This is a genomic window from Citrobacter sp. 172116965 (genome assembly GCF_013458095.1).
Lineage (GTDB): Bacteria > Pseudomonadota > Gammaproteobacteria > Enterobacterales > Enterobacteriaceae > Citrobacter > Citrobacter braakii.
The window spans coordinates 4,666,543-4,691,938 of record NZ_CP046673.1 but is presented as its reverse complement, the minus strand read 5'-3'; the positions used below and the strand labels follow the sequence as shown (position 1 = coordinate 4,691,938).

17 protein-coding genes, 2 tRNA genes and 4 rRNA genes are annotated in these 25,396 nt (G+C 50.0%); 9 read left to right on the top strand and 14 right to left on the bottom strand.

Annotation, left to right across the window (positions count from 1 at the left end; genetic code table 11):
- Positions 1-48 precede the first annotated feature (48 nt).
- Positions 49-1,479 carry a melibiose:sodium transporter MelB gene (gene melB / locus GPJ68_RS22770; protein WP_104652206.1) on the top strand — a complete coding sequence of 477 codons (1,431 nt, stop codon included), beginning with the start codon at positions 49-51 and terminating at the stop codon, positions 1,477-1,479.
- A gap of 2 nt (positions 1,480-1,481) precedes the next feature.
- Positions 1,482-1,736, top strand: coding sequence for a SemiSWEET transporter (locus tag GPJ68_RS22765; RefSeq protein ID WP_016155416.1), 255 nt, complete (start codon positions 1,482-1,484; stop codon positions 1,734-1,736).
- Positions 1,737-1,762: 26 nt separating this feature from the next.
- On the opposite strand, the gene GPJ68_RS22760 is transcribed toward GPJ68_RS22765, so the two are convergent.
- The 6 genes from GPJ68_RS22760 to GPJ68_RS22735 all read right to left on the bottom strand — a co-directional run bounded on the left by GPJ68_RS22760 (position 1,763) and on the right by GPJ68_RS22735 (position 8,677).
- Positions 1,763-2,380, bottom strand: a complete 618-nt coding sequence (locus GPJ68_RS22760; RefSeq protein ID WP_016155491.1) for a DUF2238 domain-containing protein — start codon at positions 2,378-2,380, stop codon at positions 1,763-1,765.
- 147 nt (positions 2,381-2,527) lie between these two features.
- Entirely contained in the window at positions 2,528-4,174 is a 1,647-nt protein-coding gene (gene fumA / locus GPJ68_RS22755; RefSeq protein ID WP_016155418.1) for a class I fumarate hydratase FumA, read from the bottom strand.
- 96 nt (positions 4,175-4,270) lie between these two features.
- Positions 4,271-5,611, bottom strand: a complete 1,341-nt coding sequence (gene dcuB / locus GPJ68_RS22750) for an anaerobic C4-dicarboxylate transporter DcuB (RefSeq protein ID WP_003031873.1) — start codon at positions 5,609-5,611, stop codon at positions 4,271-4,273.
- 118 nt (positions 5,612-5,729) lie between these two features.
- Positions 5,730-6,032 (bottom strand): hypothetical protein, encoded by a 303-nt coding sequence (locus GPJ68_RS22745; RefSeq protein ID WP_131341598.1) that lies wholly within the window; start codon positions 6,030-6,032, stop codon positions 5,730-5,732.
- A 297-nt stretch (positions 6,033-6,329) separates the two neighbouring features.
- Positions 6,330-7,049, bottom strand: a complete 720-nt coding sequence (dcuR, locus tag GPJ68_RS22740; protein WP_016155419.1) for a two-component system response regulator DcuR — start codon at positions 7,047-7,049, stop codon at positions 6,330-6,332.
- Positions 7,046-8,677 (bottom strand): sensor histidine kinase, encoded by a 1,632-nt coding sequence (locus GPJ68_RS22735; RefSeq protein WP_103284306.1) that lies wholly within the window; start codon positions 8,675-8,677, stop codon positions 7,046-7,048. Before GPJ68_RS22735 ends, dcuR begins: the two co-directional genes overlap by 4 nt.
- 597 nt (positions 8,678-9,274) lie before the next feature.
- On the opposite strand from GPJ68_RS22735, the gene GPJ68_RS22730 reads away from it, so the two are divergent.
- From GPJ68_RS22730 to rrf (GPJ68_RS22705), 6 genes are all read left to right on the top strand, one after another.
- A 16S ribosomal RNA gene (locus GPJ68_RS22730) occupies positions 9,275-10,816 on the top strand.
- Between the two features lie 85 nt (positions 10,817-10,901).
- Positions 10,902-10,977: transfer RNA gene (locus GPJ68_RS22725), tRNA-Glu, on the top strand.
- A gap of 220 nt (positions 10,978-11,197) precedes the next feature.
- Positions 11,198-14,105: ribosomal RNA gene (locus tag GPJ68_RS22720) — 23S ribosomal RNA — on the top strand.
- Between the two features lie 98 nt (positions 14,106-14,203).
- Positions 14,204-14,319 (top strand): 5S ribosomal RNA (gene rrf / locus GPJ68_RS22715).
- A 14-nt stretch (positions 14,320-14,333) separates the two neighbouring features.
- A tRNA-Thr gene (locus tag GPJ68_RS22710) sits at positions 14,334-14,409 on the top strand.
- A gap of 38 nt (positions 14,410-14,447) precedes the next feature.
- Positions 14,448-14,563 (top strand): 5S ribosomal RNA (rrf, locus tag GPJ68_RS22705).
- The 16S, 23S and 5S rRNA genes sit together here with 2 tRNA genes alongside, the layout of an rRNA operon.
- A gap of 85 nt (positions 14,564-14,648) precedes the next feature.
- On the opposite strand, the gene GPJ68_RS22700 is transcribed toward rrf (GPJ68_RS22705), so the two are convergent.
- The 7 genes from GPJ68_RS22700 to GPJ68_RS22670 form a co-directional block, all read right to left on the bottom strand.
- Positions 14,649-15,407 (bottom strand): amino acid ABC transporter ATP-binding protein, encoded by a 759-nt coding sequence (locus GPJ68_RS22700; RefSeq protein ID WP_016154732.1) that lies wholly within the window; start codon positions 15,405-15,407, stop codon positions 14,649-14,651.
- A 7-nt stretch (positions 15,408-15,414) separates the two neighbouring features.
- Complete coding sequence (locus GPJ68_RS22695; RefSeq protein WP_103284305.1) at positions 15,415-16,518, bottom strand: amino acid ABC transporter permease; 1,104 nt, start codon at positions 16,516-16,518, stop codon at positions 15,415-15,417.
- Between the two features lie 9 nt (positions 16,519-16,527).
- On the bottom strand, positions 16,528-17,709 hold the full coding sequence (locus GPJ68_RS22690) for an amino acid ABC transporter permease (RefSeq protein WP_049040272.1): 1,182 nt from the start codon (positions 17,707-17,709) through the stop codon (positions 16,528-16,530).
- A gap of 69 nt (positions 17,710-17,778) precedes the next feature.
- Positions 17,779-18,804, bottom strand: coding sequence for an amino acid ABC transporter substrate-binding protein (locus GPJ68_RS22685; RefSeq protein WP_003025295.1), 1,026 nt, complete (start codon positions 18,802-18,804; stop codon positions 17,779-17,781).
- 460 nt (positions 18,805-19,264) lie between these two features.
- Positions 19,265-19,486, bottom strand: a complete 222-nt coding sequence (locus tag GPJ68_RS22680) for a lipoprotein (protein ID WP_003025292.1) — start codon at positions 19,484-19,486, stop codon at positions 19,265-19,267.
- Between the two features lie 272 nt (positions 19,487-19,758).
- Positions 19,759-22,872: an efflux RND transporter permease subunit gene (locus GPJ68_RS22675; RefSeq protein ID WP_016157598.1), complete on the bottom strand. Its 3,114-nt coding sequence runs from the start codon at positions 22,870-22,872 to the stop codon at positions 19,759-19,761.
- A gap of 11 nt (positions 22,873-22,883) precedes the next feature.
- Positions 22,884-24,047: an efflux RND transporter periplasmic adaptor subunit gene (locus tag GPJ68_RS22670; RefSeq protein ID WP_049041246.1), complete on the bottom strand. Its 1,164-nt coding sequence runs from the start codon at positions 24,045-24,047 to the stop codon at positions 22,884-22,886.
- A 413-nt stretch (positions 24,048-24,460) separates the two neighbouring features.
- On the opposite strand from GPJ68_RS22670, the gene envR reads away from it, so the two are divergent.
- Positions 24,461-25,117: an acrEF/envCD operon transcriptional regulator gene (gene envR, locus GPJ68_RS22665; protein WP_047359095.1), complete on the top strand. Its 657-nt coding sequence runs from the start codon at positions 24,461-24,463 to the stop codon at positions 25,115-25,117.
- Positions 25,118-25,163: 46 nt separating this feature from the next.
- Here envR and GPJ68_RS22660 read toward each other — a convergent pair whose 3' ends face one another.
- Positions 25,164-25,328, bottom strand: a complete 165-nt coding sequence (locus GPJ68_RS22660; RefSeq protein WP_003025279.1) for a DUF2556 family protein — start codon at positions 25,326-25,328, stop codon at positions 25,164-25,166.
- Positions 25,329-25,396: the final 68 nt, after the last annotated feature.

The following is a 25,396-nucleotide window of genomic DNA, read 5'->3' as shown; positions in this document are numbered from 1 at the left end:
GTTTCCTCTAACAGAAGGCGGGCGCTGGTAACGGCGACCCGATACCCTATGAGCATCTCTCTGAAAACAAAACTCAGTTACGGATTTGGAGCGTTTGGTAAGGATTTCGCCATCGGTATTGTGTACATGTACCTGATGTATTACTACACCGACGTGGTGGGATTATCGGTGGGGCTGGTCGGAACGTTGTTCCTGGCGGCAAGGGTCTGGGATGCGGTAAACGATCCCATCATGGGCTGGATTGTGAACGCCACCCGGTCGCGGTGGGGAAAATTTAAACCCTGGATCTTACTCGGTACGCTGGCGAACTCATTGGTGCTGTTTTTGCTTTTTAGCGCACATCTGTTTGAGGGTACTGCGCAAGTCGTATTTGTCTGCGTGACGTATATATTATGGGGAATGACCTACACCATTATGGATATTCCATTCTGGTCGCTGGTGCCAACTATTACGCTGGATAAACGCGAGCGTGAACAACTGGTGCCGTTCCCTCGTTTCTTCGCAAGCCTGGCTGGGTTTGTCACCGCGGGGGTAACGCTGCCCTTTGTGAGCTATGTTGGCGGGGCCGATCGCGGCTTTGGTTTCCAGATGTTTACGCTGGTGCTGATTGCATTCTTTATCGTTTCTACCGTTGTTACGCTGCGTAATGTGCATGAGGTTTATTCGTCAGATAGTGAGGCAACGGCGGACAGCAGTCGTCTTGGGCTGAAAGCGATCGTTGGGCTCATCTATAAAAACGACCAGTTATCATGCCTGCTAGGCATGGCGCTGGCTTACAATATTGCCGCCAATATCATTGCTGGCTTTGCCATTTACTATTTTACTTATGTGATTGGCGATGCAAGCCTCTTCCCGTACTACATGTCTTACGCAGGAGCGGCAAACCTGCTGACGCTGATTTTCTTTCCTCGATTGGTAAAAGCGTTGTCACGACGAATCTTGTGGGCTGGGGCATCCGTGCTGCCGGTGCTCAGCTGTATCGTGCTGCTGGTGATGGCGTTAGCCGGTTTTCATAACATCTTACTCATTGTTATTGCTGGTATTTTACTGAATATTGGTTCAGCGCTTTTCTGGGTGTTGCAGGTCATTATGGTGGCGGATACCGTTGATTACGGCGAATACAAACTGAATGTACGTTGTGAAAGTATCGCTTATTCAGTGCAGACGATGGTGGTAAAAGGAGGGTCTGCATTTGCCGCTTTCTTTATCGCAGTGATACTTGGGGTGATTAATTACGCGCCGAATGTCGCGCAGTCTGCAGAAACCATTGTTGGTATGCAATTCATTATGATCGCGCTACCTGCACTCTTTTTTGTGGTGACCTTAGTCCTTTACTTCCGCTTTTACCGACTGAACGGCGACACGCTGCGCAGGGTCCAGATTCATTTGTTGGATAAGTACCGTAAGATGCCGCAGCAGCATGAACAACCGGATATCCCGGCTATTGCGATAGTCACCCCAGGTGATGTGAAGGCGTAGCTATGGAATGGCATTCGTGGATTGGGTATTTGGCGGCTAGCCTGACGACGCTCTCATTCTTACCGCAAGCGATTAAGGTCATTACCACCCGCAACACGCAGGGTATCTCCGGTTTAATGTATGTAATGTTTGTGTGTGGGCTGGTGTTGTGGCTGATTTATGGATTATTGATTGAAGATACTGCTGTCAGCATGGCGAACTTTCTGACACTCCTGTTCGCCTTGCCGATTCTGGTTATCAAGTCTCGCAATGGGTAGGGCAGATTGCCGGATAAGCGTCAGCGCTATCCGGCAGTTTTTAACTGTCTGTTATGCCAGCCCGCCAACACGAGCACCGTGGTTAGCGCACCGAGCAGGGCGCAGAACATATCCGACTGGGTATCCCACGGGTCGCCCTGCGTCCCGAGAAAATCATCCGCTCCCTGACCCATCGCCAGCGCCGCCCACCATTCGATCAGCTCATACATCGCGCTAATCGCCAGCGCCACGCAGCAGACCAAAAATGCCAGCATTTTGCGGCCACGAACTATATTACCGCGCACTAAAATCTCTCTTGCCGTCAGGGCGGGCACCAGACCCTGGAAGAAGTGACCCAGCTTGTCATAGGGGTTACGACTGAGATCCAGCCACTCCTGAACCTGAAAACCGACAGGGACTTTAGCGTAGGTATACATACCGCCGACCATCAGAATGATGGCGTGCAAGAAAATGAGCGTGTAGAGCAATGGCGTCAGCGGGTAGCGCTTCACGGTCGCCAGCAACAGTGGGACGACAATAATGACCGGAGTAACTTCCATCAGCCAGGTGATTTTCTCCGTGGCAGAGACACCGGTGTAGATAAGTATTAGCGCCAGGAGCAGCGCGCCAGAGTGCAAGATTGTGGAGTTCAGTGTGCGGAGCATGGCGAATTCACAAGTAATGGAAAAGGTTACTATTCCCTGTGAGCGGCAAAAATTCAACGCCAGTAAATGGGGGGATAAAGTTGGCCCGGGGGGATCACTGGACTGACGCCAAAAATCTGTTGTCAGTCCAGTGCCGGGCCGAATGGGTTACTTCGCGCAGTTAGCGCATTGTTTGCTGACGATTTGCTGGAAGAAATCGTTGCCTTTGTCATCGACCAGAATGAAAGCCGGGAAATCTTCGACTTCGATTTTCCAGATAGCTTCCATACCCAGCTCCGGGTATTCCACGCATTCCAGATGTTTAATACTCTGCTGCGCAAGTACCGCAGCCGGGCCACCAATGCTACCTAAATAGAAGCCGCCATGTTTATGGCAGGCATCTGTCACCTGCTGGCTACGGTTACCTTTTGCCAGCATGATCATGCTGCCGCCGTGAGACTGTAGCAGGTCAACATAGGAGTCCATACGACCCGCAGTGGTTGGTCCTAAAGAGCCGGACGGATAACCCGCAGGTGTTTTGGCCGGGCCCGCGTAGTAGATAGGGTGATCTTTCACGTACTGCGGCAGACCTTCGCCGGACTCAATACGTTCTTTTAGCTTCGCGTGGGCAATATCGCGGCCGACAATGATGGTGCCGCTCAGCGACAGACGGGTAGAAACCGGATACTGAGAAAGCTGAGCGAGGATCTCTTTCATTGGGCGGTTAAGGTCAACTTTAACCACTTCACCCTCGCCTGCCTGGCGAAGCGACTCCGGAATGTACTGGGCTGGGTTATGTTCCAGTTTTTCGATCCAGATCCCTTCGCGGTTAATCTTGGCCTTGATGTTACGGTCTGCGGAGCAAGACACACCCATACCAACCGGGCAGGATGCGCCGTGGCGAGGCAGGCGGATCACGCGGATATCGTGCGCGAAGTATTTTCCGCCAAACTGGGCGCCGAGGCCGAGTTTCTGCGCTTCTTCCAGTAGTTCCTGTTCCAGTTGCAGATCGCGGAACGCCTGGCCGTGCGCATTACCTTCAGTCGGCAGTGCGTCATAGTAGTGTGTGCTGGCCAGCTTCACCGTTTTCAGGGTGCTTTCCGCTGACGTGCCGCCAATGACGAATGCAATGTGGTACGGCGGGCATGCTGCGGTACCCAGCGTGCGCATTTTCTCTACCAGGAAGTTTTTCAGTTTGCCGGGCGTCAGCAGCGCTTTGGTTTCCTGATACAGATAGGTTTTGTTCGCTGAACCGCCGCCTTTGGCCACGCACAGGAATTTGTATTCGTCACCGTCCACGCTGTACAGGTCGATTTGTGCGGGCAGGTTGGTGCCGGTATTCACTTCTTTGTACATATCCAGCGCCGCGTTTTGCGAGTAGCGCAGGTTATCTTCAATATAGGTATTAAATACGCCCTTGGAGAGTGCCGCTTCGTCGCCGCCACCGGTCCAGACGCGCTGACCTTTTTTACCCATGATAATTGCCGTACCGGTGTCCTGGCAGGTTGGCAATACGCCTTTAGCCGCGATTTCGGAGTTTCTCAGGAACTGCAGCGCTACGTATTTATCGTTTTCGCTGGCTTCGGGATCATGGAGAATTGAGGCGACTTGCTGTTGGTGTTCAGGGCGGAGCATGAAGGAGGCATCGTGGAAGGCTTGTTGGGCCAGTAGCGTAAGTGCTTCAGGGGCTACTTTCAGGATTGTTTCGCCTTCAAACTCGCCGACGCTGACGTGATCGGAGGTCAGCAGGTAGTACTCAGTTTTGTCTTCCCCCAGTGGGAAAGCCGCCTGATAAGTGAATTCAACTTTTGACATTTGCTTCCAGCCTTTTCATTTTTCTCAGGAATTTTAAAATTCTCTGTGTCTTGACGGTGGCGTGCCGTACCAAAGCGGACAGCACGCGCACTGTAATTACAGGAAACCGTACATTGCGGCGAAGATCCAACCAAAGACACAGGATACGCTCACGCCGATCAACCCAGGTAGAATGAAGCTGTGGTTGATAACGAAACGGCCAATGTGGGTGGTGCCGGAACGGTCAAACTGAATAGCCGCCAGATCGCTCGGGTAAGTCGGCAGAATGTAGTAACCGTAACATGCCGGAGCGGAAGCAACGATGTACGCTGGATCAACCCCAATTGCCAGTGCGACCGGAACAATCGCCGCCAGCGCCGCAGCCTGGGAGTTTACAAATTTGGAAACCAACAGCAGAACAATTGCATAGGCCCACGGATACTCTTTCACCATATTGCCCAGCACACCTTCGATTTCCGTCATGTGCGCGCCGAACATTGTTTCGGCCATCCAGGCAATACCGTACACCGCCACAATCGCGATCATACCGGAACGGAAGACTTCGTTTTTAGATATTGAAGCGGGATTGGTCTTCGTCAGGATAATAATCAGCGCACCGGTCAGCAGCATGAACATCTGGATAACCAGTACCATTGACAGCGGTTTGCCGCTGAAGGTAGGGCGCAGCTCAGAGAACGCGCCGAGCACGGCAACAACGGCGATAGCGGCAAGGAAGATCCACATGGCCAGCCAGTTGCTTTTCGGCAGCTTTTTGTCTAACAGTGTGGCGGTATCGCCATAAACGTAGTTGTGGTTTTCAGGGACGGAAATAAACTTCTGGAATTCTTCATCTTTATCCAGATCTTTACCGCGGAACCAACTGAAGATACCGATCGCCAGGATACCCAACAGGGTAGACGGGATAGTGATGCTGAGCAGGTCGAGGAATTCAAGATGCTTGCCTTCAAACGTTACGTTACCCAGCATTGCGACCAGTGATACAACGGCCACGGACACCGGGCTGGCGATAATCCCCATCTGCGCACCGATTGAACTCGCCGCCATCGGACGTTCCGGGCGAATATTGTTCTTAATGGCAACGTCATAAATGATTGGCAGGATGGTGTATACCACGTGGCCTGTACCGCAGAGAATCGTCAGGGTGCAGGTAACGAACGGGGCGACGATGGAAACGTATTTTGGGTTACGGCGCAGCAGCTTTTCAGCGATTTGCAGCATAACGTCAAGGCCGCCGGAGGCTTGCAAGGTTGCCGATGCGGCCACCACGGCAATAATAACCAGCATTACATCTACAGGTGGTTTACCCGGCTGGAGATGGAAAACGAAAACCAGAATGACCAGGCCGATACCGCCTAATAAACCCAGCGCGATACCGCCCTTTCTGGCACCATAAAACAAACATATTAATATTATAAGAAGTTGTATACTAAATAACATTTTATTTACCCTCGCGAAAAAACCAGTCAATTTTTTGAAAAATGGATCTGTGCCACATTCTTTTTTGCCGGAATAGGCATCAAAAAATGGTCAGTATTCGATATGTCCGTATTTGCGATTAATGTTCAAATGTCTTGCTAGAATGTTTTTTTAACGTTATGGCGATATTTAGCTTTTTTCTGTGGCTTTGATCAGAGGAGAGAATCCTCAGGCGATGGGAAGCAGAGCTGGACATGGAGAGCTGCGGTTGACGCTGTAATTTATCTGTTTTGCGTTTTCCGCTATTTCGTGAACCACCGACAGAATGGGTGAGTAGGTTATTTGTGTGATCACGCTCACGCCATTTCATAATGTGATGAGGTTGGCGTGCGGATACTTTTATTTGCTCACAAAAATGTACGGTGTCCATGGTACGTAGCATGGTCTCCATTGCTACCAGTCTAGATTTTGTATGTCTGGTTAATTTCAGACTAATCCTTTATGGGTAAAAATACACACTCTGCGAGCTAGATAATACTTAATTAACTTTTGTTAGCGATTTTGAAATTAAAAACAGTGTGACGTTAATCAATATTAAAATAATACATTTAACATGCTGGATACAAATATATTTGATCTAACGCAAATTTATAATTCTGCAGCATGATTCAGAAAAGTAGGGATTTTTCATTATTTTAATAATTGTTACTTTCAAATAACAAATAATCCCAAATTGTTTTTATTGGCAATATTGTTTTAGTAATGAGTAATGTTCAGCCTGAACGCGGTAACGATAAACCGGTCTACCGGTTACGCCATAATGGATGCTGGTAAATAGGATGTGACAATTGACGAGCCAGATAAGATATTTACGGCAAGAAACTCGCGAGATATTGACCTCGTTGGCCAGTTCATCGGTGGAGAATTCCTGATCCTGATGCTCATCAATCCACTGGCACAGCGTGCGTAACGTTTGTGGCGTTAATCCTTTAGGTAAGCGCCGCGCTTCCTGTTCATTGGAGGAGCTGCCGTGAATCAACTGGTCAAGCTCAGACTGTTCATAGTACTGATGCTTTTCCATCTCGGTTTTCTTCTGTAGCCAGCCGGTCAGCGCCTCTTCAAAACGGGACGCCTGGAACGGTTTGATCAGGTAGTCAACGACACCATAGTGGAGAGAGTCTTTGATGGTGGTCGCGTCAGCGGCGGAAGAGATGACAATAACATCACACTTGCAACCTTCGCTGTGCAATACAGGCAACAGATCCAGACCGTTTTCTTTTTGCATATAAATATCAAGCAAAATCAAATCGATATGATTTCCGCTATGAAAGATTATCTCTTTTGCTTTCTCCAGCGTGGAGGCTGTGCCGCAGCAATGAAAACCGGAGAGTTGCGCGACATAACGGCGGTTTAATTCCGCTACCATTGCATCGTCATCGACAATTAAGACATTGATCATCTGCTGGCCCTCTCACCATTCCACGGTAACTGTACAAAAAATTGGGTGAAGATCCCAGGTTCTGACTCGACGGAAATATTGCCGCCAACGTTTTCAACCTGTTGTTTAACAAGCGCTAAACCAACGCCCCGTTCGGTTCCTTTTGACGAAACGCCTTTCTCAAAGATGTGCTCAATGTGTTCGGGAGCAATCCCCGGACCATCGTCATTCACTTCGCAATGCAACCAGCCGTGTCGATAATGCAAGGATACGCTGATCTCGCCACCAGGTTCTTGACCTAGCGCCTCCAGGGCGTTTTCAATTAAATTCCCCAGAACGGTAATCAGCACAGCCACCTGATCTTCGTTGCTGTTTTCCGGCAACTGGCTTTCATTGCTGATCACCAGGCTATGGCCTAAATCAGATGTGCGATTAATCTTACTGAGTAAAAATCCTGCGATCACCGGGGATTTTATTTTTCCTAACAGTGAGCCAATCTCTTCCTGATAACTGTTTGCGGTCTTCAGGATGTAATTTTCAAGCTGCTTATAACTTTTCAGATGCAATAATCCCAGAATCACGTGCAATTTATTCATGAATTCGTGGGATCGTTCACGAAGTGCGTCGGCATAGTTGACCATGCCGTCCAGTCGTTGCATTAATTTTCGGACTTCAGTCTTATCTCTGAATGTTGAAATGGCCCCGATGATTTTACCGTTGCTGAGTACCGGAACCGTGTTAATTAAGAGTAGCCGATCCTTCACCATGATCTCTTCATCGCGACGCGGCGTTCCGTCATGCAGTACCTGTGAAAAATCGACCACTTTTGACCATGCGTGGCTGAGCGTGGAGAGCTGGGCATCGTCTTGCGATTTGTGGTAATCCAGCAGCTCTTGTGCCGCCTGGTTTATCAGCGTCACTTCACCGCACTCGTCAACGGCAATGACGCCTTCCTTTATAGAGTGCAGCATCGCCTGGCGTTGTTCGAACAGATTGGAGATTTCATAAGGCTCCAGACCAAACAGAATACGCTTGAGGACTTTGACAAATACCCATGTGCCAAGCAACCCAACCAGCACGCCAAATAAGATGGACCAAAAGATGCTGCCACGGCTGTTATTGATCTGCTCAGTCACCCTGCTTAGCTCAAGGCCGATCGACACGACGCCTATCTGCCGGTGATGCTTGTCATAAATAGGGGTAAATACGCGCAGGGCTTGCGCCAGAAATCCGCGATTAATGGCGACATTCTCTTTCCCTTGCAGGGCCAGCAAAATGTCATCGCCTTTAAACGGCTGACCGATTCGCTGCGCTTCGGGATGGGAGTAACGAATGCTTTGCATATCGGTGACGACGATGAACAAAAAATCGTTGCTCTTATTCACCGCCTGGGCAATCGCCTGAATACCGCTTTCCTCGGGCTTTTTCATTAGCCCCTGGCGGATCTCCGGGGAGTTTGCCAGCGTTCGTGCGACCGCAAGCGCTTTACCTGCTAATGCATCGCGCGTCATGTTGCTGATTTGCGAGAAATAAATCAGATGAACGACAAGCAGTACGGAGAAGAGTACCGCACTGACCATGAGGATCACGGTAGTGCCGAGCTTCATTGGGCGTTTGCGTATAGCAGTACGTTGCAGAGAGTGTCTCATCACGGTCCTGGAATCACGGTTTGTATGGGTATTATCGCCTGATGGGATGCGTAATTCAAAGGTGGTAGGGATGATGGGGCATGGGCTGCCTGGGCTTTTCTTCTATATATAACGTGGAGCGAGTCTCTTTTTATATAGAGATTTCCTTATCTGCTTTCACTTCTTTCAGGGAGGCTGACCACTATTTTGCTTACGATTGTGGATAACTCTGTGTGTAAATGGGTATAAGGCGGGGTTTTGCTGTGGAATGCAGCGGTCAGTCATTTTTCTGCAATTTAAGGGTTGCGGGCCGCGGGAAACTCCCTATAATGCGCCTCCATCGACACGGCGGATGTGAATCACTTCACACAAACAGCCGGTTCGGTTGAAGAGAAAAACCTGAAAATGAGGGTTGACTCTGAAAGAGGAAAGCGTAATATACGCCACCTCGCGACAGAGCGCTAAAGCGCGTCGCAACTGCTCTTTAACAATTTATCAGACAATCTGTGTGGGCACTCGAAGATACGGATTCTTAACGTCGCAAGACGAAAAATGAATACCAAGTCTCTGAGTGAACACGTAATTCATTACGAAGTTTAATTCACGAGCATCAAACTTAAATTGAAGAGTTTGATCATGGCTCAGATTGAACGCTGGCGGCAGGCCTAACACATGCAAGTCGAACGGTAGCACAGAGGAGCTTGCTCCTTGGGTGACGAGTGGCGGACGGGTGAGTAATGTCTGGGAAACTGCCCGATGGAGGGGGATAACTACTGGAAACGGTAGCTAATACCGCATAACGTCGCAAGACCAAAGAGGGGGACCTTCGGGCCTCTTGCCATCGGATGTGCCCAGATGGGATTAGCTAGTAGGTGGGGTAACGGCTCACCTAGGCGACGATCCCTAGCTGGTCTGAGAGGATGACCAGCCACACTGGAACTGAGACACGGTCCAGACTCCTACGGGAGGCAGCAGTGGGGAATATTGCACAATGGGCGCAAGCCTGATGCAGCCATGCCGCGTGTATGAAGAAGGCCTTCGGGTTGTAAAGTACTTTCAGCGAGGAGGAAGGTGTTGTGGTTAATAACCGCAGCAATTGACGTTACTCGCAGAAGAAGCACCGGCTAACTCCGTGCCAGCAGCCGCGGTAATACGGAGGGTGCAAGCGTTAATCGGAATTACTGGGCGTAAAGCGCACGCAGGCGGTCTGTCAAGTCGGATGTGAAATCCCCGGGCTCAACCTGGGAACTGCATCCGAAACTGGCAGGCTAGAGTCTTGTAGAGGGGGGTAGAATTCCAGGTGTAGCGGTGAAATGCGTAGAGATCTGGAGGAATACCGGTGGCGAAGGCGGCCCCCTGGACAAAGACTGACGCTCAGGTGCGAAAGCGTGGGGAGCAAACAGGATTAGATACCCTGGTAGTCCACGCCGTAAACGATGTCGACTTGGAGGTTGTGCCCTTGAGGCGTGGCTTCCGGAGCTAACGCGTTAAGTCGACCGCCTGGGGAGTACGGCCGCAAGGTTAAAACTCAAATGAATTGACGGGGGCCCGCACAAGCGGTGGAGCATGTGGTTTAATTCGATGCAACGCGAAGAACCTTACCTACTCTTGACATCCAGAGAACTTAGCAGAGATGCTTTGGTGCCTTCGGGAACTCTGAGACAGGTGCTGCATGGCTGTCGTCAGCTCGTGTTGTGAAATGTTGGGTTAAGTCCCGCAACGAGCGCAACCCTTATCCTTTGTTGCCAGCGGTTCGGCCGGGAACTCAAAGGAGACTGCCAGTGATAAACTGGAGGAAGGTGGGGATGACGTCAAGTCATCATGGCCCTTACGAGTAGGGCTACACACGTGCTACAATGGCATATACAAAGAGAAGCGACCTCGCGAGAGCAAGCGGACCTCATAAAGTATGTCGTAGTCCGGATTGGAGTCTGCAACTCGACTCCATGAAGTCGGAATCGCTAGTAATCGTGGATCAGAATGCCACGGTGAATACGTTCCCGGGCCTTGTACACACCGCCCGTCACACCATGGGAGTGGGTTGCAAAAGAAGTAGGTAGCTTAACCTTCGGGAGGGCGCTTACCACTTTGTGATTCATGACTGGGGTGAAGTCGTAACAAGGTAACCGTAGGGGAACCTGCGGTTGGATCACCTCCTTACCTTAAAGAAACGTTCTTTGTAGTGCTCACACAGATTGTCTGATGAAAAGTAAATAGCAAGGCGTCTTGCGATTGAGACTTCAGTGTCCCCTTCGTCTAGAGGCCCAGGACACCGCCCTTTCACGGCGGTAACAGGGGTTCGAATCCCCTAGGGGACGCCACTTGCTGGTATGTGTGAGTGAAAGTCGCCGACCGAAGTATCTCAAAACAGACTTTCGAGTCTCGTTTGAGATATTTGCTCTTTAAAAATCTGGATCAAGCTGAAAATTGAAACGACACACTGTTTCATTTCTCCGTAAACAAGAAATGAAAAGCGGTGTGTTCGAGTCTCTCAAATTTTCGCAACACTGAAGTGTTTTACGAAACATCTTCGGGTTGTGAGGTTAAGCGACTAAGCGTACACGGTGGATGCCCTGGCAGTCAGAGGCGATGAAGGACGTGCTAATCTGCGATAAGCGTCGGTAAGGTGATATGAACCGTTATAACCGGCGATTTCCGAATGGGGAAACCCAGTGTGATTCGTCACACTATCATTGCGTGAATACATAGCGTAATGAAGCGAACCGGGGGAACTGAAACATCTAAGTACCCCGAGGAAAAGAAATCAACCGAGATTCCCCCAGTAGCGGCGAGCGAACGGGGAGCAGCCCAGAGTCTGAATCAGCATGTGTGGTAGTGGAACGGTCTGGAAAGTCCGACGGTACAGGGTGATAGTCCCGTACACAAAAGTGCATGTGTTGTGAACTCGAAGAGTAGGGCGGGACACGTGGTATCCTGTCTGAATATGGGGGGACCATCCTCCAAGGCTAAATACTCCTGACTGACCGATAGTGAACCAGTACCGTGAGGGAAAGGCGAAAAGAACCCCGGCGAGGGGAGTGAAAAAGAACCTGAAACCGTGTACGTACAAGCAGTGGGAGCCTCTTTATGGGGTGACTGCGTACCTTTTGTATAATGGGTCAGCGACTTATATTCTGTAGCAAGGTTAACCGAATAGGGGAGCCGAAGGGAAACCGAGTCTTAACTGGGCGTTAAGTTGCAGGGTATAGACCCGAAACCCGGTGATCTAGCCATGGGCAGGTTGAAGGTTGGGTAACACTAACTGGAGGACCGAACCGACTAATGTTGAAAAATTAGCGGATGACTTGTGGCTGGGGGTGAAAGGCCAATCAAACCGGGAGATAGCTGGTTCTCCCCGAAAGCTATTTAGGTAGCGCCTCGTGAACTCATCTTCGGGGGTAGAGCACTGTTTCGGCTAGGGGGTCATCCCGACTTACCAACCCGATGCAAACTGCGAATACCGAAGAATGTTATCACGGGAGACACACGGCGGGTGCTAACGTCCGTCGTGAAGAGGGAAACAACCCAGACCGCCAGCTAAGGTCCCAAAGTCATGGTTAAGTGGGAAACGATGTGGGAAGGCACAGACAGCCAGGATGTTGGCTTAGAAGCAGCCATCATTTAAAGAAAGCGTAATAGCTCACTGGTCGAGTCGGCCTGCGCGGAAGATGTAACGGGGCTAAACCATGCACCGAAGCTGCGGCAGCGACACTATGTGTTGTTGGGTAGGGGAGCGTTCTGTAAGCCGTTGAAGGTGTGCTGTGAGGCATGCTGGAGGTATCAGAAGTGCGAATGCTGACATAAGTAACGATAATGCGGGTGAAAAACCCGCACGCCGGAAGACCAAGGGTTCCTGTCCAACGTTAATCGGGGCAGGGTGAGTCGACCCCTAAGGCGAGGCCGAAAGGCGTAGTCGATGGGAAACAGGTTAATATTCCTGTACTTGGTGTTACTGCGAAGGGGGGACGGAGAAGGCTATGTTAGCCGGGCGACGGTTGTCCCGGTTTAAGCATGTAGGCGGAGATTCCAGGTAAATCCGGAGTCTTGCTAACGCTGAGGTGTGATGACGAGGCACTACGGTGCTGAAGTAACAAATGCCCTGCTTCCAGGAAAAGCCTCTAAGCATCAGGTAACACAAAATCGTACCCCAAACCGACACAGGTGGTCAGGTAGAGAATACCAAGGCGCTTGAGAGAACTCGGGTGAAGGAACTAGGCAAAATGGTGCCGTAACTTCGGGAGAAGGCACGCTGATATGTAGGTGAAGTGATTTACTCATGGAGCTGAAATCAGTCGAAGATACCAGCTGGCTGCAACTGTTTATTAAAAACACAGCACTGTGCAAACACGAAAGTGGACGTATACGGTGTGACGCCTGCCCGGTGCCGGAAGGTTAATTGATGGGGTTATCCGTAAGGAGAAGCTCTTGATCGAAGCCCCGGTAAACGGCGGCCGTAACTATAACGGTCCTAAGGTAGCGAAATTCCTTGTCGGGTAAGTTCCGACCTGCACGAATGGCGTAATGATGGCCAGGCTGTCTCCACCCGAGACTCAGTGAAATTGAACTCGCTGTGAAGATGCAGTGTACCCGCGGCAAGACGGAAAGACCCCGTGAACCTTTACTATAGCTTGACACTGAACACTGGTCCTTGATGTGTAGGATAGGTGGGAGGCTTTGAAGTGTGGACGCCAGTCTGCATGGAGCCAACCTTGAAATACCACCCTTTAATGGCTGGTGTTCTAACGTAGACCCGTGATCCGGGTTGCGGACAGTGTCTGGTGGGTAGTTTGACTGGGGCGGTCTCCTCCTAAAGAGTAACGGAGGAGCACGAAGGTTAGCTAATCCTGGTCGGACATCAGGAGGTTAGTGCAAAGGCATAAGCTAGCTTGACTGCGAGAGTGACGGCTCGAGCAGGTGCGAAAGCAGGTCTTAGTGATCCGGTGGTTCTGAATGGAAGGGCCATCGCTCAACGGATAAAAGGTACTCCGGGGATAACAGGCTGATACCGCCCAAGAGTTCATATCGACGGCGGTGTTTGGCACCTCGATGTCGGCTCATCACATCCTGGGGCTGAAGTAGGTCCCAAGGGTATGGCTGTTCGCCATTTAAAGTGGTACGCGAGCTGGGTTTAGAACGTCGTGAGACAGTTCGGTCCCTATCTGCCGTGGGCGCTGGAGAATTGAGGGGGGCTGCTCCTAGTACGAGAGGACCGGAGTGGACGCATCACTGTGTGTTCGGGTTGTCATGCCAATGGCATTGCCCGGTAGCTAAATGCGGAAGAGATAAGTGCTGAAAGCATCTAAGCACGAAACTTGCCCCGAGATGAGTTCTCCCTGACCCTTTAAGGGTCCTGAAGGAACGTTGAAGACGACGACGTTGATAGGTCGGGTGTGTAAGCGTAGCGATACGTTGAGCTAACCGATACTAATGAACCGTGAGGCTTAACCTTACAACGCCGAAGATGTTTTGGCGGATGAGACATCGAAATTCAGCTTGATTACAGATTACATCGACAGACCCGAGAGGTGTGTTGATAAACAGAATTTGCTTGGCGGCTGTAGCGCGGTGGTCCCACCTGACCCCATGCCGAACTCAGAAGTGAAACGCCGTAGCGCCGATGGTAGTGTGGGGTCTCCCCATGCGAGAGTAGGGAACTGCCAGGCATCAAATTTAGTGTGCTGATATGGCTCAGTTGGTAGAGCGCACCCTTGGTAAGGGTGAGGTCCCCAGTTCGACTCTGGGTATCAGCACCAGTTTTTCGGTTAAAGTTTGGCACTTAGAAAAGAATTTGTCTGGCGGCTGTAGCGCGGTGGTCCCACCTGACCCCATGCCGAACTCAGAAGTGAAACGCCGTAGCGCCGATGGTAGTGTGGGGTCTCCCCATGCGAGAGTAGGGAACTGCCAGACATCAAATAAAAACAAAAGGCCCAGTCGAAAGACCGGGCCTTTTGTTTTATCTGTTAAACGGCAGTGCTGTATCCGGCGCATGGCTTTAATGGATAACCTGCGACAAAAACGCACGCGTGCGTTCAGATTTGGGGTGAGCAAAAAACTCATCCGGTGCTGCCTGTTCAACAATCTCGCCAAGATCCATAAAGATCACCCGGTCGGCCACTGTGCGGGCAAAGCCCATTTCATGGGTAACACACAGCATGGTCATGCCTGATTGTGCCAGACCTATCATGGTATCAAGCACTTCTTTTACCATTTCAGGATCCAACGCTGATGTGGGTTCATCGAATAACATAATTTTAGGTTTCATGCACAGCGAGCGTGCAATGGCCACGCGCTGTTGCTGCCCACCAGAGATTTGCCCAGGATATTTATGCGCATGTTCAGCAATGCGAACTCGCTCAAGGTAGTGCATTGCCAGAGCTTCAGCCTCTTTTTTCGGCATCTTTTGTACCCAGATTGGTGCCAGCGTGCAGTTTTGCAGGACCGTCAAATGAGGAAAGAGATTAAAGTGCTGAAAAACCATGCCAACTTCTTGTCTGACACGCTCAATATTGCGGATATCTTCATTGAGTTCGATCCCATCCACTACAATACGTCCTTGCTGATGCTCTTCCAGATGGTTGATACAGCGGATAGTTGTCGATTTACCCGAACCGGAAGGTCCGCATAATACGATGCGTTCTCCCTGCTTTACCTTCAGGTTGATGTTTTTCAGGACGTGAAACTGTCCGTACCATTTGTTGACGTTTTCCAGCGTAATCATCGCGTCGGTAGACGGCATTAATAATTGGCTCATAAATTCCTCAGTGCGGTGTACGCCCGGTGTTAAAACGTTTTTCCAGATGTTGGCTGTAACGCGACATGCTAAAACAGAAGATCCAGTAAATCAGTGCAGCGAAAACATATCCTTCCGTCGACATACCCAACCATGCAGGGTCCACAGTTGCCTGCTGCACGCTACTGAAGAGATCAAACAGGCCGATGATGATGACCAGACTGGTATCCTTAAACAGGGCGATAATCGTGTTAACCAGACCCGGAATAACCAGCTTGAGGGCTTGCGGAAGAATGACCAGCCCTTGCGTTTTCCAGTACCCTAACGCCAGTGATTCAGCGGCTTCATACTGACCTTTTGGTAGGGCCTGTAACCCTCCGCGAACCACTTCTGCGACATAGGCCGACTGGAAAAGAATCACGCCGACCAGCGCCCGGATAAGTTTGTCGATACTGGTCCCTTCGGACATAAACAGAGGAAGCATGACCGAGGACATAAAAAGGACGGTAATCAACGGCACACCGCGCCAGAACTCAATGAAAATGACGGATAAAATCCGCACGACTGGCATATGAGACCGACGTCCAAGCGCCAGTAAAATACCCCACGGAAGCGCGCCCGCAATCCCCACGGATGCAATGATAAGCGTCAGTGTTAATCCGCCCCATTGTCGGGTTTCTACGCGCTCAAGTCCGAAAAAACCACCGTACATCAACCACCAGACCACCACTGGATAAACGACGGCCCAGACGGCGATATAGCGGCCACGGTGAGGAATAGATTTCCAGAACATAGGGACGATAGAGGCCAGGCCAATGATCAGGGCCAGATTTACGCGCCAGCGCTGATCGTGGGGATAAAGTCCATACATGAATTGCCCAAATCGTTCATGAATGAACACCCAGCAAGCCCCTGCTTTGGTGCAGTCTGCGCGGGTTGAACCGACCCAATTGGCCTGAAAGAATACCCAGTTCATCAGTGGCGGAAGAAATGACCAAATCAGCCAAACGCACAGCAGCGTGAGCAGGCTATTTGACCAACTGGAGAACAGGTTTTTACGCACCCAGAGTAGACTGCGGCTTGCCGGTTTACTGTTCTGACGCGAGGGGTGAGACAGCAGTGCTTTTGTCATCATGGCTCCTTAGCGCTCAATCAGTGCAATACGGCGGTTATAAATATTCATCAGCAGAGAAATGCTCAGGCTGATGATCAGGTACACCGACATCGTGATAGCAATGGTTTCAATGGCTTGCCCTGTTTGATTGAGTACCGTGCCGGCAAACAGTGAAACCATATCCGGGTAGCCAATGGCGGCCGCAAGAGAGGAGTTTTTGACGATATTCAGATACTGGCTGGTTAATGGGGGAATGATGACGCGCAGCGCCTGTGGGATGATCACCTGGCGCAGTGTCACCGGATTTGGGAGGCCCAGCGAGCGTGCTGCTTCATGTTGGCCATAAGGAACGGCCTGGATTCCCGCTCGAATAATTTCTGCAATAAACGCCGAGGTATACACTGAAAGCGCCAGCGTCAGGGCAGCCAGTTCGGGAATAAGCACCATACCGCCACGGAAGTTAAAACCGCGAAGGGCGGGGATATCCCAGTGAAGCGCTGCGCCAAACAGCCACTGTGAGATCATCGGTAAAAGCACGATCAGCGCCAGAGCTGTGGGCCAGGTCCGGCGTAGCTGACCGGTTTTAGTCTGGTGCATTCTGTTGTAGCGAAATAGCCCGATAGTGACGACGATAGTGATAATTACAGCGCCGCAAAAGGCAAAAAATCCTTCTCCCATTTGCGGTGCCGGAATATAGAGTCCACGGTTACTCAGAAACATCAAGTCCAGCGCGTTAACGGCCTGACGTGGGCCGGGCAGGTTACGTAATACGGCGAAATACCAAAAGAAGATCTGCAGCAGCGGCGGTATATTGCGGAACGTTTCGATGTAGATCGTCGAGAGCTTTCGTAATAACCAGTTATCTGACAGGCGTGCCAGTCCGAGAAAGAAACCGAGAATTGATGCAAAAACAATGCACAGTGCAGAAACCAATAGCGTATTGAGCAGGCCAACGATAAAAACACGGCCATACGTATCGCCTTGCTCGTAATCGATCAGATGCTGGACAATACCAAATCCGGCGCTGCGATCGAGAAAAGAGAATCCCGAGGTAATACCGCTATTATTCAGGTTATTTATCGTGTTATGGATGAGATAGACCGCAATGCTGATGACTGCAATGACGGCAAGTATTTGAAATAACCAGGCGCGGACCGCAGGGTTAGAAAAGGATAACGATCCTTTTACGATTGAGCGGCGATGGAACATAAGAAAACCTCGGTAACTATGACTCTGGACTGAGCGCCGCAGTCGCGGCGCCCGTTACATCACTACGTATTAGCGCACCGGTGGCGCATATTGAATGCCACCGTTATTCCAGAGGTTGTTCTGTCCACGTTTGATCTTCAGTGGGCTTTCCGATCCCACGTTACGCTCAAAGATCTCCGAGTAGTTACCTACCTGCTTGATAATGTTGTAAGCCCATTTGTTATCAAGCTTCAGATCCTTACCATAATCCCCTTCTTTGCCTAACAGGTGTGCCATATCCGGCGTTGCAGGATTAGCCGCTTTTTCATCGACGTTTTTCGAGTTAACGCCCATTTCTTCCGCATTCAGCATGGCGAACAGCGTCCAGCGAACAATGGAGAACCACTCATCGTCTCCACGACGTACAACAGGTCCCAACGGTTCTTTAGAAATAACTTCTGGCAGGACAATCCATTCCGCAGGATTACTCAGCTTGATTCGCAGGGCGTACAATTGAGACTGGTCGGAAGCCAGCGTGTCGCAGCGTCCAGATTCCAGAGCTTTAGCTGATTCATCCGAGCGGTCAAAAGTGACAGGGGTGTACTTCATGTTGTTGGCTTTAAAGTAGTCAGCCACGTTCAGTTCGGTATCTGTTCCTGCCTGGATACAAACCGTTGCGCCATCCAGCTCTTTAGCACTCTTGAGACCCGCTTTATTGTGGGTAAGAAAACCAATGCCGTCGTAATACGTTACGCCAGTGAAAGACATTCCCATTCCTGCGTCACGAGAGGAGGTCCAGGTGGTATTACGAGAGAGCATGTCGACTTCACCTGATTGTAGTGCGGTAAAGCGTTCCTTGGCGGTGAGCGGGGTATATTTTACTTTGCTATCATCGCCAAATACGGCGGAGGCAACGCCACGACATACGTCGACATCAATACCTGAGAACTTACCGCTTGCATCGGCATAAGAAAAGCCAGGCAATCCGTCACTGATCCCACACTGCACAAAACCTTTTTTCTTTACGGCATCAAGTGTTGCGCCGGCATGTGCCTGATTTGCAACCGCAAGCAGCACGCCGGCCGCAGCCAGGCTGGCTATTATCATCTTTTTCATAGAGCATCCTGTGTGGAGGAATTATTGTTATGGAAACGTTCTGAAAACGTCTTTTACCTGTCTGTGGCTATGGCCATACTCTTTTAAGCAAAGGTAGTGCCAGGTTTTTGCGCACGATTATTCGACGCAATATCCAGAGTGTAGACAGGAAAAAATAAATGCAGCGCCCTGAAGTGGTGCAAAATTGAAACGTAAGCCACATTTCGGCGCAAAAAATTTAAAAATCAAACCGGACGCGTGATAACGATTTCGTACGTTAATATTGATGACGTGAGAATAATGAAAAGAAAGCGCGCTGTTACGAAGAACTGAAAAAATGCTAATTTCAAATCGTGGATATGTGAGGCAAATCTATAATAATTTTATTATACGTTGAGTGCTATATACCAACGTTTTGTCTTATATAAAGATTTAATTCTTATTGCAAAAAGCGCGGTACCCACCGCGCTTTTAAGAAGATTTATTTGGTCAGGGCGACTATCCCAAGCGTCAGCCCGGCAACGGCTGCTGCGCCACCGGCGATGGCACCGGCTGTTTCCCAGTTATCCTGCGTGGTGCCTTTCATACAGGTATTGGTATGAACCAGGCGCCCCTGATCGTCGTATACAGGTACGCAAGGAGAATCGTGTGCACAGCCGGCCAGGAATGCGGTAAGCAATGCAACGGATATTAATCTTTTCATGGTGTTACCTCAAAAATAAGCGTTTCGCTAATTGAGCAAAGACAAACGCTAAGCCATCTGCGAACTCGGCGATTATTTTACCACTTCTTAAAAAAATACTGACATGAGGAATAATCTCAATTCATGTGGATTGTAAAAATAATGGATAAAAAGAAAGGTGACTGGCGAGTTTTTCAGGAAGGGTTTATTAGAAATAAATGGCTATCTTATTAATAAATAAAGAGGGGCATCTTGGGTGAAAAAGGCGTCCGAAGACGCCTTTATTTTACAAATTAAACGTTGCGCCGACTAAAACGCCGTCTGACGACAACGAAGAAGACGGGGACGAAGAAGATTGCTAACAATGTCGCGGTCAGCATGCCTCCCATTACGCCTGTACCGACCGCATTCTGCGCCCCGCTACCTGCTCCGTGGCTGATAACCAGAGGCATAACCCCCAGAATAAACGCCAGGGATGTCATCAGGATTGGACGAAGACGCATGCGTGACGCCTCCAGTGTGGCTTCAATCAACCCTTTACCTTCTTTATCCATCAGGTCTTTGGCAAACTCCACGATAAGGATAGCGTTTTTGGCGGAAAGACCGATGGTAGTCAGCAGACCTACCTGGAAGTAAACGTCGTTATTCAGACCGCGTATGGACGCCGCCAGAAGCGCACCGACCACGCCGAGCGGTACAACCAACATGACTGAAAATGGAATAGACCAGCTCTCATACAATGCGGCGAGACACAGGAAGACGACGATTAACGAAATAGCGTATAACGCAGGTGCCTGATTGCCGGAGAGCCGTTCCTGATATGACATCCCCGTCCAGTCATAGCCGATACCGGTTGGCAGCTGTGCTGCCAGGTTTTCCATGAGCGCCATGGCTTCACCGGTGCTTCGACCCGGCGCGGCCTCTCCCAGTATTTCCATTGATGGCATACCGTTGTAACGCTCCAGGCGAGGTGAACCATAAATCCAATGCGACGAACTGAACGCAGAGAATGGCACCATTTCACCATTCCCACTACGTACGTAGAGATTGTTGATGTCGTTGGGTAACATACGGAACGGCGCGTCAGCCTGAACGTATACCTTTTTCACTCGGCCATGATCGATAAAATCGTTCACATAGGTGCCGCCAAGGGCCGTGGAAATCGTTTGGTTTATATCCGACAGACTTACGCCTAACGCCTGGGCTTTTTCCTGATCAATATCCAGCTTAAATTGCGGGGTATCTTCCAGACCGTTAGGGCGCACGCGCACCAGCAAATCCGGATGTTCTCTCACCATACCCAGCAACTGGTTCCGGGCTTTCGTCAGTTCTGTATGACCGAGGTTAGCCTGATCAATTAACTGAAAATCAAAGCCGGTCGCGGTACCCAGTTCAAGAATGGCAGGCATGTTGAACGGGAACACCAGTCCATCTTTAATCTGGCTGAACGCCCTGGTCGCACGTTCGACGATAGCCGTCACGCCGTTTTCATCGCCCGAACGCTCTTCCCATGGTTTGAGGCTAATAAAGACGATACCGGAGTTCTGTCCCTGGCCGCTAAAGCTGAAGCCATTAACGGTGAACACCGATTTTACGTTCGCTTTTTCCTGGTTCAGGTAGTAATTCTGAATCTGATCCAGCACCTGCTGTGTGCGCGTCTGTGTCGCACCGGCAGGAAGTTGCACCATTGTCATAAAGACCCCCTGATCCTCTTCGGGCAAGAAGGAGGTAGGGAGGCGTAAAAACAGAACAGCCATTCCGCCGACGATAAGAACATATAGCAACAAGTAGCGTCCGGTTTTGCGCAGAATACCGCTGATACTATTGCTGTAATGCCCGACGCTTTTATCGAACAGGGCGTTAAACCATCCGAAAAAACCGCCTTTCTTTTCAACATGTCCGGCGGAAACGGGTTTTAGCAGCGTTGCACAAAGCGCTGGCGTAAGAATGAGGGCGACCAGAACAGAAAGCGCCATCGCTGAAACAATGGTCAGAGAGAACTGGCGGTAAATGGCGCCGGTCGAGCCGCCAAAGAACGCCATGGGGATAAATACCGCCGAGAGCACCATCGCGATCCCGACCAGTGCGCCCTGGATCTGGACCATGGATTTCTGCGTCGCCTCTTTGGGCGGCAGTTTCTCTTCCGCCATGACGCGTTCGACGTTTTCTACTACCACGATGGCGTCATCGACCAGCAGGCCGATGGCCAGCACCATTCCGAACATCGTTAGCGTGTTGATGGAGAATCCGAATGCGGCGAGGATCGCGAATGTTCCCAACAGCACGACAGGCACTGCGATAGTTGGAATCAGCGTGGCGCGCAGATTTTGCAGGAACAGGTACATCACCAGGAAGACGAGGATGATGGCTTCAAACAGCGTTTTCACCACCTCGTTAATCGAGATTTTTACAAATGGTGTAGTGTCATAGGGGTAAACCACTTGCAAACCTTGCGGGAAGAAAGGTTGTAACTCAGCCAGCTTTGCTTTGACGCCTGCGGCAGTATCCAGCGCGTTTGCACCGGTCGCCAGCTTAATGCCCAGGCCTGTTGCAGGCTGACCATTAATTTTCGTCACCATGTTATAGTTTTCGCCGCCGAGTTCGATGCGGGCTACATCTCTGAGGTGAACCATTGAGCCATCCTGGCCCACCTTCAGCGTTATGCGACCAAACTCTTCCGGCGTTTTCAGGCGTGTCTGAGCGATAATGGAGGCATTAAGTTGTTGACCCTGGACGGATGGCGCGCCTCCCAGTTGGCCTGCGGCAATCTGATTATTTTGCGTTCTCAGTTGATTGATAACGTCCAGCGGAGTCAACTGATATTTGTTCATTGCGTTGCTGTCGAGCCAGATGCGCATTGCGTACTGTGCACCAAACATCTGGACATCGCCGACACCTGCTGTTCGGCTTATTGCGTCTTTAACGTTAGACGCCACATAGTCGGAAATATCATCCTGCGTCAGATTGTTATTATCGGAGACAAAACCCGCCACCATCAGGAAACCGCTACTGGATTTCTCGACGCTGATCCCCTGCTGCTGTACTTCCTGTGGCAGTAAGGGCATCGCTAACTGTAATTTGTTTTGCACCTGGACCTGTGCGATATCCGGGTCAGTACCCGACTCGAAAGTCAGAGTAATGGTGACGCTCCCGGAGGAATCGCTGGTGGAGGACATATACATCAGGTTATCGATACCGTTCATATTCTGTTCGATAACCTGCGTAACCGTGTCTTGTACTGTCTGCGCATCCGCACCTGGGTAGGTGGCAGAAATAGCGACCGCAGGAGGTGCAATGGTCGGATACTGTGCAACGGGCAGTTGCATGATTGCCAGAGCCCCTGCCATCATCAGAATGATGGCCAGAACCCAGGCAAAAATAGGGCGATTGATAAAAAAGTTAGCCATGTCCGGTTACCTTATTGCGCAGTTTTTGCGGCTGGAGTTTCGGTATCGGTGGTTGCTTTAACCTTTACGCCGGGACGCGCTTTCTGCAATCCGCTGACGATAACCTTATCGCCAGGCTGTAAGCCCTCGCTGATTAACCACTTATCACCTATCGCCTGTGTAGCAACGACGGTGCGAGCCTCGACCTGACTCTTGTCATTGACAACCATCACCGTTGCATCGCCGCGTGGCGTACGTGTTACCCCTTGTTGGGGAACGAGAATGGCATTCGGCTGGACGCCTTCATCAATACGAGCACGCACAAACATGCCCGGCAGCAGCGTGTGCTGTGGGTTAGGGAATACGGCCCTGAGGGTGATGGATCCGGTACTTTCATCAACGGTGACATCAGAGAACTGCAACGCACCTTTCAGCGGGTACGACTGACCATTTTCCATCACCAGTTCGACGGTACTGCTGGCGCTGTCTTTATGCAGGCTCCCTTGCTCAACGGACTGTTTAAGGCGCATAAAGTCATTACTGGACTGTGTTACGTCGACGTAAATAGGATCAAGTTGTTGCACGGTAGCAAGTTCAGTTGCCTGGCCATTCGTGACTAATGCGCCTTCGGTGACGTTAGATTTACCGATACGTCCGCTAATGGGCGATGTCACTTTGGTGTAGGTCAGGTTGATACGAGCGCTTTCGACCGCCGCTTTTGCCGCGATAACGGAGGCATCGGCCTGGCGAGCATCAGCAATGGCCTGATCGTACTCTTGCTGGCTGATGTACTTAGTGCCAACCAGCGGGACATAACGTTTTACCGTTAAATGTGCGATAGCTGCTGCCGCTTCACTCTTTGCCAGTTCGCCTTTGGCGCTGTCGTAGTCGGCCTGGTAAGTCGCAGGATCGATCTGATAAAGCGACTGACCGGCTTCAACATCGCTTCCCTCGGTGAAATTCCGTTTAAGTACAATCCCGCTGACCTGAGGACGGACTTCAGCAATACGAAATGCTGTTGTGCGCCCAGGTAATTCGGTCGTCACGGCTAAAGGCGCCTTTTCGACGACATGGACAGTCACCTGCGGCTCTGCGGGGTGAGCTTGTGTTTCTCCCTGATCGTTACAACCGGCGAGTAATACAGCGGACATGATGATGAATGAGGGCAGGAGTGAAAACCTGGCATTTTTCGTCATTTCTATTCCTTAAAAAACCGAACGCTCGTTATTAACCGGGTAACGCAGAGGCGATAACGCGCACAAGTGAAAATAATGGTTGGCTATCCTACAAATTATTAGCTTGCGATGTAAGCAATACTTATTTATGGGCGCGATACACGGCACGTAAAAACAAAAAAGGATTTATCTTCGGTTGTTTCATTATGGTTTTAATAGTAATGCAATGATGCGCATAAACACATATTGAAATAAGTATTTGGTTGGTGAATATATTGGTGGTTGTTATTTGTTTTGTTTATTCGTGTGCAATATCCATAATTAACTGTTTTAGAACTCGTCTAAATAAACGCTAAGTGATACATTTGTTCCGTTTAGCAAATATTACATAAGAAAGTTAATCATTCTCTACCTTACCTCAGACAGTCGAAACCATGGCCAGAAAAACGAAAGCTGATGCCCTCAAAACACGACAGCACCTGATAGAAACAGCGATTATGCAGTTTGCCGTGCGTGGTGTTAGCAATACGACGTTAAACGACATTGCGGATGCCGCCAGCGTGACCCGGGGGGCGCTCTATTGGCATTTTGAAAATAAGACGCAATTGTTCAATGCGCTATGGTTACAACAACCTTCATTACGCGATCTTATTCAGGATAAGCTTATTGGTCGTTGGGGGGATAATCCTTTACAGCGGCTGCGTGAAAAGTTTGTGGTGGGATTGCAATATATTGCACAGAATCCTCGCCAGCAGGCATTAATGCAAATTTTATATCATAAATGTGAATTTCATAACGATATGATATCAGAACAGACCATTCGCGATAAAATAGGTCTCAGTCATCAAAGCATTCGTGATTCACTGCAAAAATGCGTGGATGAAAATCTGATTGCTACCAGTCTGGATTTAGATGTCATCATCATTATTCTGCACGGTAGCTTTAGCGGAATAATAAAAAACTGGTTAATGAATCCAGTGAGTTATGATTTGTATGGGCAAGCACCAGTATTAGTTGATAACGTATTAAAAATGTTAAGCCCAGACGGCTGTGTAATGCAATTAATGCAGAGTGAAAATCAGCCAGGGTAGTTTTAGCCGCCAGGGCCTGACGGCTGTCGACGTATTTTTCGTCGTGCTATTCGAGGTCGACGCAGTTGACCAGCTTGAGGGGGTTTACAGAATTCATATTCCGGCACTTATCGTGCTCCGTTGTCATCAGCTCTATCCACTGAATGAGCAGCGCATCAAAGAGAAAAACGAAGACCGCAAAAACAACCAGCCACCAATACTTGCGAATCATTACCAAACCCTGTGTATTCATGCCCAAGCGTGCAGGGAATATACACGAAATCTGCAAGCTGAAAAGCA